Genomic DNA, 5,867 nt, shown 5'->3' with positions numbered 1-5,867 from the left:
CGCGGATCGGCTGCTTGGCTCATATCCTGACGCCACACGTGAGCGCACTCCTGGCACCGGTAGCGGCGCACGCTCACATGCAAAAACGTGGGACGCCACCCGTAAGGCTCGTGCGCCAAGCGCCTGACCACCGTGTCACGAGCCACGCCCTGACACCCGCAGCGTCGACACCACCGGTCCTCACCCGTAATACGGCACGCCAACACTGCATGGTCTGGCCACATGTGCTGGCCGGTCACTTCCAGGCCAAGGTCATCCAGGCGCGTGAACACGCTCAGATCAGGGCGATCAAAGATAGTATTGGCCATGTCGAGGTCTTTCAGATGGACGGTGTAGGAACCCCCATCATCGAAAGACCTCGACCCCTACCCGGCCACGACACGCCGAACCCCACCGAACACCCCTACACCCTCAAATGCGAAGAGCCATGTATCGATATTCAACGATCAACGTCAACATGTTGCGTGAAAACCTGGGAGATGACGCGGTCGCGGATCGAGCTGTCGAACTTTTTGTGGATAGCTTTGTCCGATCGATGCCGACCGGAAAGATCACGACTTTTGCGAACCGAACGCTGCCGGATGTCGTTCTGGTTCAGGTTCGTGATGACCAACCGATCAACATGAGTGGCGCTTTTGAGGAGCCGGTCGTCGCAGCGCAGCACGGCTTCGCAGAGCCGGCCATTAAGCGCTTCGTTGAGTTCGAGTCGCGGTTGCGCGAGCTCACGGGTCTGGAAGCTGTCGAATCGCTCGTGTCGTGGACAACACCTCGGGGTGAAAGTTTGTCTGTGTTGGGAGACAAAGTGCGCCTGATTGACCTTGGCAGTGCGACTGCAAGCGCGGTACGAGGTATGCAATGACATCCGTGCTTGTCTTGCGCTTAGCGGGTCCCATGCAGTCGTGGGGTGTATCTAGTCAGTTCGTGCACCGGGCAACTGAGACATTTCCTACGAAGAGCGGCCTGGTCGGTTTGCTTGCGGCGGCTCAGGGGCGCAGGCGCTGCGATCCTATTGAAGATCTCGCTGAGCTTCGTTTCGCTGCGAGGATTGACCAGCAGGGACAAATACTTCGCGATTTTCATACGTCGAGGCGTCAGAAGTGCATGACCGAAAATAAAGAGAAGACCCTTTTGTCTGAACGTTTCTACTGTACGGATGCGGTTTTCGTCGGATTCGTTGAAGGACCAGCTGAGCTAGTGGATGCACTGGCGCAGGCGGTCGTTCGCCCGGTGTTTCCGCTCTACCTCGGCAGGCGCTCGTGCCCTCCGACCTTGCCGCTGCGTCTTTCTGTTCGCGAGGGTAGCGCGTGGGATGCGGTGCGCGAAACTCCGTGGATGGCCTCGTCGTACTTTCAGAAGAAGCATTGTCATGATCGTTTAGTTCGAACGCGAGTCGTCGCGGATCTGGGAATCATTCCGCCTGAGGTGGAGAGGGCCTCGCAGCAGACGCTTCAGGATATGCCGATTAGTTTCAACTCGGAACACAGGCAGTTTACTGTGCGTGCCGTCGAGGAAGTATATGTCGAACTTGAGAATCCGAAGTACGCGGAGACGAAGCAGCAAGCCCACCCTGGCCTCGTGCATGACCCGATGGAGGTCCTCTGATGTTTCTGACACGTATCTACCTCAACCCACACCGTCGGGGGGCGAAGCAGCTCATGCGTAGTCGGCAGGTCCTTCACGCAGCTGTGATGAATTGTTTTCCTCCGGGTGTACTTGACATTCCAGGGAATCCTCGGGTTCTCTGGCGCCTGGATTATCCGCCATCTTTGAGAAGTGGGTTGCCGAGGCAGGGGAGTCCTTCGTGTGCCCTTTTCATCTCCAGCCCGGTCCCACCAGATCCCTCACACATCGTTGAGGAGGCTGGCTACGCCACCGAGGGTGGGGTCGTTGTCCGTGATATGAGTCCCTTCCTCGATGGTCTGTCAGCCGAGCAGCGGTGGGGTTTCCGCCTCTGTGTGAATCCGACCTTCCGAACGGCCGCTCAGGTTAATGAAAGAGGTCAGAAGAAGATTCTCGCTCATGTCACCCAAGCTCAGCAGATACAGTGGGTCCTCAAGAACGCCAAAGAGCGTGGGTTTCGTGTACTGACTTCAGCTGAGATCGGTGGGGATCTGCCGGTTCTTGAGAATGACAATGGGGAACGTGTTGACGGGGCGAATCTACTGATTAATGGTGTTGAACGCAGCATTGCGGAGTTTAAACGCGATGGGCACAGGGTAACGCTTGCAGTTGCAACTTTTGAGGGCGTGATGGAGGTAACTGATCCAGTGGCGCTGCGTCATGCTCTCGTTAATGGAATTGGTAGGGGCAAGGCCTACGGCTGCGGTTTGATGACCTTGGCTCGGCCATGACTGCGCATGTGTTCCTTGTGGAGGAATGTAGAGTGTGATTGGCGCGAGTTGGGGTTGAATGAGGAGGAGATGTTGCCCCTGTGTATTCGGGGGGTTTCCAATTGGCGACATGAACCTCATCAATACACATCAGTTTTCCCCGCTCGGCGGGGATGAGCCGGCCCACGCCTCGTCCACCGTTACTAGGTGAAGTTTTTCCCCGCGTGAGCGGGGATGAGCCCTGTGTTCAGGGCCGCATAGCGCGGCTGTGCATGTTTTCCCTGCGCGAGCGGGGATGAGCCCCTGGTTACTGTGCCTGACTTGGAGCGCCCGTAGTTTTCCCCGTGTGAGCGGGGATGAACCCTACGCGGCCCAGCTCATCACGAGCAATATCTCGTTTTCCTCGCGTGAGTGGGGATGAGCCTGCGCCGTGGGCGTCGGCTGTCTGTTCCATGATGTTTTCCCCGTGTAAGCGGGGATGAGCCGGTTATCACTGGTAACTTGGCGGCGCGCGTGCAGTTTTCCTCGCGTGAGTGGGGATGAGCCCAAGACGCTGATTGTTGCGACTGCGCAGATTTAGTTTTCCCCGAGTCAGTGGGGTTGAGCCGAAGTACAGGTAGTTGGTGATCGCGTCGGCCTTGATTTCCCCCGCGTGAGCGGGGATGCGCCCCAGGGCCGCAGCGTGTCCAGGCACACGGAACAGTTTTCCCTGCGTGAGCGGGGATGAGCCCATTGCCGGGCCCACGCCCTCCGCGAGCGCCATGTTTTCCCCGCGTGAGCGGGGATGAGCCCGTCGGATTAATCGCGGCGGTGAGCGCGGTACCGTTTTCCCCGCGTGAGTGGGGATGAGCCGCTCGGCTACCTCTCGGAGGACGGCTTCGAGAAGTTTTCCCCGCGTGAGCGGGGATGAACCCGCGGACAAGCTCGGTGGACTGACGATTGAGACGTTTTCCCTGCGTGAGCGGGGATGAGCCCGTCACGGAGCGCTCCGCTTGCGGGTAGACGTCGTTTTCCCCGCGTGAGCGGGGATGAGCCCTCCGCGTAGCACCACGGGGTAACGACGTAGGCGGTTTTCCCTGCGTGAGTGGAGATGAGCCCACGTGGTACGGCTTCCAGCAGGTGCTTGATCCGTTTTCCCCGCGTGAGCGGGGATGAGCCCTCCACCGGCAGGGCAGCCCAGTGCTCAGTAAGGTTTTCCCCGCGTGAGCGGGGATGAGCCGGACCGAGCGCAGAAAATCAAGCTCCTGCACTGGTTTTCCCCGCGTGAGCGGGGATGAGCCGGGCCGCAAGACGGACTGGGCGGCGACGTGGCGGTTTTCCCCGCGTGAGCGGGGAAGAACGGTACTGGCCGACTGGTGGTCAGGATCATGACGTTTTCCCTGTGTGAGTGGGGATGAGCCCTCGCCTTGACCCCAGGGGGTGACGATGAAGATGTTATCCTCGCGTGAGCGGGGATGAGCCCATTCGAGCGGCTTCGCTCGTCGACAGCAGGTCGTTTTCCACGCATGAGCGGGGATGAACCCAGGGCGTTCAAGAACTCCTGCATGTCGCTACGGTTTTCCCTGTGTGAGCGGGGATGAGCCCGTGGCCTGCGTGGGCAGACCAAACAGAAGCGTGTTTTCCCTGCGTGAGCGGGGATGAGCCCGTCTTTTCGACGTCGCGGGCGATCTGCTTGATGTTTTCCCCGCGTGGGCGGGGATGAACCGCGCTGCGACGCAGCAGCCACGAGAAGCTGCTTGTTTTCCCCGTGTGAGCGGGGAAGAACGGTACCGGCCGACTGGTGGTCAGGATCATGATGTTTTCCCTGTGTGAGTGGGGATGAGCCCACGTGGTACGGCTTCCAGCAGATGCTTGATCCGTTTTCCCCGTGTGAGCGGGGATGAACCCTGTGTGCGGGTGTTTCCTTCACGGAATGAGTGGTTTTCCCCGCGTGGGAGGGGATGAGCCGCCAACGGGTGCGCCCGCCGCTCCTTCGCGCACGTTTTCCCCGTGTAAGCGGGGATGAGCCCCACCATGGTTGCCAGCTCCCAGCCTGGGAATCGTTTTCCCCGCGTGAGCGGGGATGAGCCGGTCTCGAAGTACGGGGCGGATCTGGTCTCGAAGTTTTCCCCGCGTGAGCGGGGATGAGCCGGTGGATGAGACGCCGCTCGACATGGACAAGAAGTTTTCCCCGCGTGGGCGGGGATGAGCCGCCAACGGGTGCGCCCACCGCTCCTTCGCGCACGTTTTCCCCGCGTGAACGGGGATGAGCCGATTCCCAGCGGAGTCCAGTCCGCGGGGAGTTCGTTTTCCTCGCGTGAGCGGGGATGAGTCCCTCGCGAGCTTTGCGTTCGACGCTATCTGCCTGTTCCCCGCGTGAGCGGGGATGAGCCTGCTGATCGGCGCGGTCGGCGGGCGCTGACGCAGTTTTCCCCGCGTGAGTGGGGATGAGCCGCGCTGCGACGCAGCAGCCACGAGAAGCTGCTTGTTTTCCCCGTGTGAGTGGGGTTGAGCCGGTGACAGCCCAGTAATGCAGCTGCTCGAGCTAGTCTTCCCCGTGTGAGCGGGGATGAGTCCGAGTACCAGGAACAAGGCACCTTGCTTGGGGTGTTTTCCCCGCGTGAGCGGGGATGAGCCGGGCGACCCGACCGGTAAGGTCGCCGAAACCACGTTTTCCTCGCGTGAGCGGGGATGAGCCGGGAGTCCTCATGCTGACTATTTCAATCACGAAGTTTTCCCCGTGTGAGCGGGGATGAGCCCGCCCGCGTAGGGTAGGCGCTTTGACTCGAAATGTTTTCCCCGCATGAGTGGGGATGAGCCTGGGACCGAGCCGTTTAGGGACTGCATGGCCGTGTTTTCCCCGCGTGAGCGGGGATGAGCCCTGCAGCAGTCCGCCGGCTGCCTTCACGGCGTTGTTTTCCCCGCATGAGTGGGGATGAGCCGCCGAGGCTCAGCCAAGCCTCGTTGAATTCCTCGTTTTCCCTGCATGAGCGGGGATGAGCCGGACATCATGGATCCTGTAGCTATTCTGCTTCAGTTTTCCCTCGCGTGAGCGGGGATGAGCCCGTGGTGGGTGAAGGCACCTGTCCCTTCGCTCTGTTTTCCCTCGCGTGAGCGGGGATGAGCCCCGCTTGGTAATTTTGTGGCAGTCGTCCGTCCGGTTTTCGCCGCGTGAGCGGGGATGAGCCCATGACACGGGAGTCAACCCCCTACACAGTCACGTTATCCCCGCGTGGGCGGGGATGAGCCGTTGATGACGCGGGATTCGCCGCCGGTGTCGTCGTTTTCCCCGCGTGAGTGGGGATGAGCCGCACTGGCAGGACTCGTTTAATCAGATGTTGTTGTTTTCCCCGCGTGAGCGGGGATGAGCCCGCTCTGTTACCAGACGTCCTACAGTATCCTCTGTTCTCCCCGCGTGAGCGGGGATGATCCTTATATCGAAGGAGATTGTTGATTGAATCCTAGGTTTTCCCCATGAGAGTGGAGTAGTGTCCCGCATAGTGGTGTAACCGTGTGGTGGTCGGCCCGTTTGATATGGGTGCGGTCACCGTGTGATCC

Annotated in this window: 3 protein-coding genes and 1 pseudogene; 3 read left to right on the top strand and 1 reads right to left on the bottom strand. The window is 60.2% G+C overall.

Annotated features, from left to right (window positions below):
* A pseudogene (locus tag QP415_RS10595) lies at window positions 1-308 on the bottom strand (transposase family protein); the annotation flags it as partial.
* A 107-nt stretch (window positions 309-415) separates the two neighbouring features.
* Between QP415_RS10595 and QP415_RS10590 the strand changes: the two are divergent.
* Genes QP415_RS10590 through cas6e form a run of 3 tightly spaced genes read left to right on the top strand, consistent with a single transcriptional unit; the run spans window position 416 to window position 2,351 of the window.
* On the top strand, window positions 416-859 hold the full coding sequence (locus tag QP415_RS10590) for a type I-E CRISPR-associated protein Cas7/Cse4/CasC (RefSeq protein WP_442953480.1): 444 nt from the start codon (window positions 416-418) through the stop codon (window positions 857-859).
* Complete coding sequence (cas5e, locus tag QP415_RS10585) at window positions 856-1,602, top strand: type I-E CRISPR-associated protein Cas5/CasD (RefSeq protein ID WP_016460505.1); 747 nt, start codon at window positions 856-858, stop codon at window positions 1,600-1,602. Before QP415_RS10590 ends, cas5e begins: the two co-directional genes overlap by 4 nt.
* Window positions 1,602-2,351 (top strand): type I-E CRISPR-associated protein Cas6/Cse3/CasE, encoded by a 750-nt coding sequence (cas6e, locus tag QP415_RS10580; protein ID WP_285100010.1) that lies wholly within the window; start codon window positions 1,602-1,604, stop codon window positions 2,349-2,351. The genes cas5e and cas6e overlap by 1 nt, the downstream gene beginning before the upstream one ends.
* The last annotated feature ends 3,516 nt before the right edge of the window (window positions 2,352-5,867 follow it).

Origin of the sequence: Pauljensenia sp. UMB3104 (assembly GCF_030217285.1) — a bacterium.
In the GTDB taxonomy this organism is placed as follows: Bacteria; Actinomycetota; Actinomycetes; order Actinomycetales; family Actinomycetaceae; genus Pauljensenia.
This window is presented reverse-complemented; position numbering and strand designations above follow the sequence as displayed.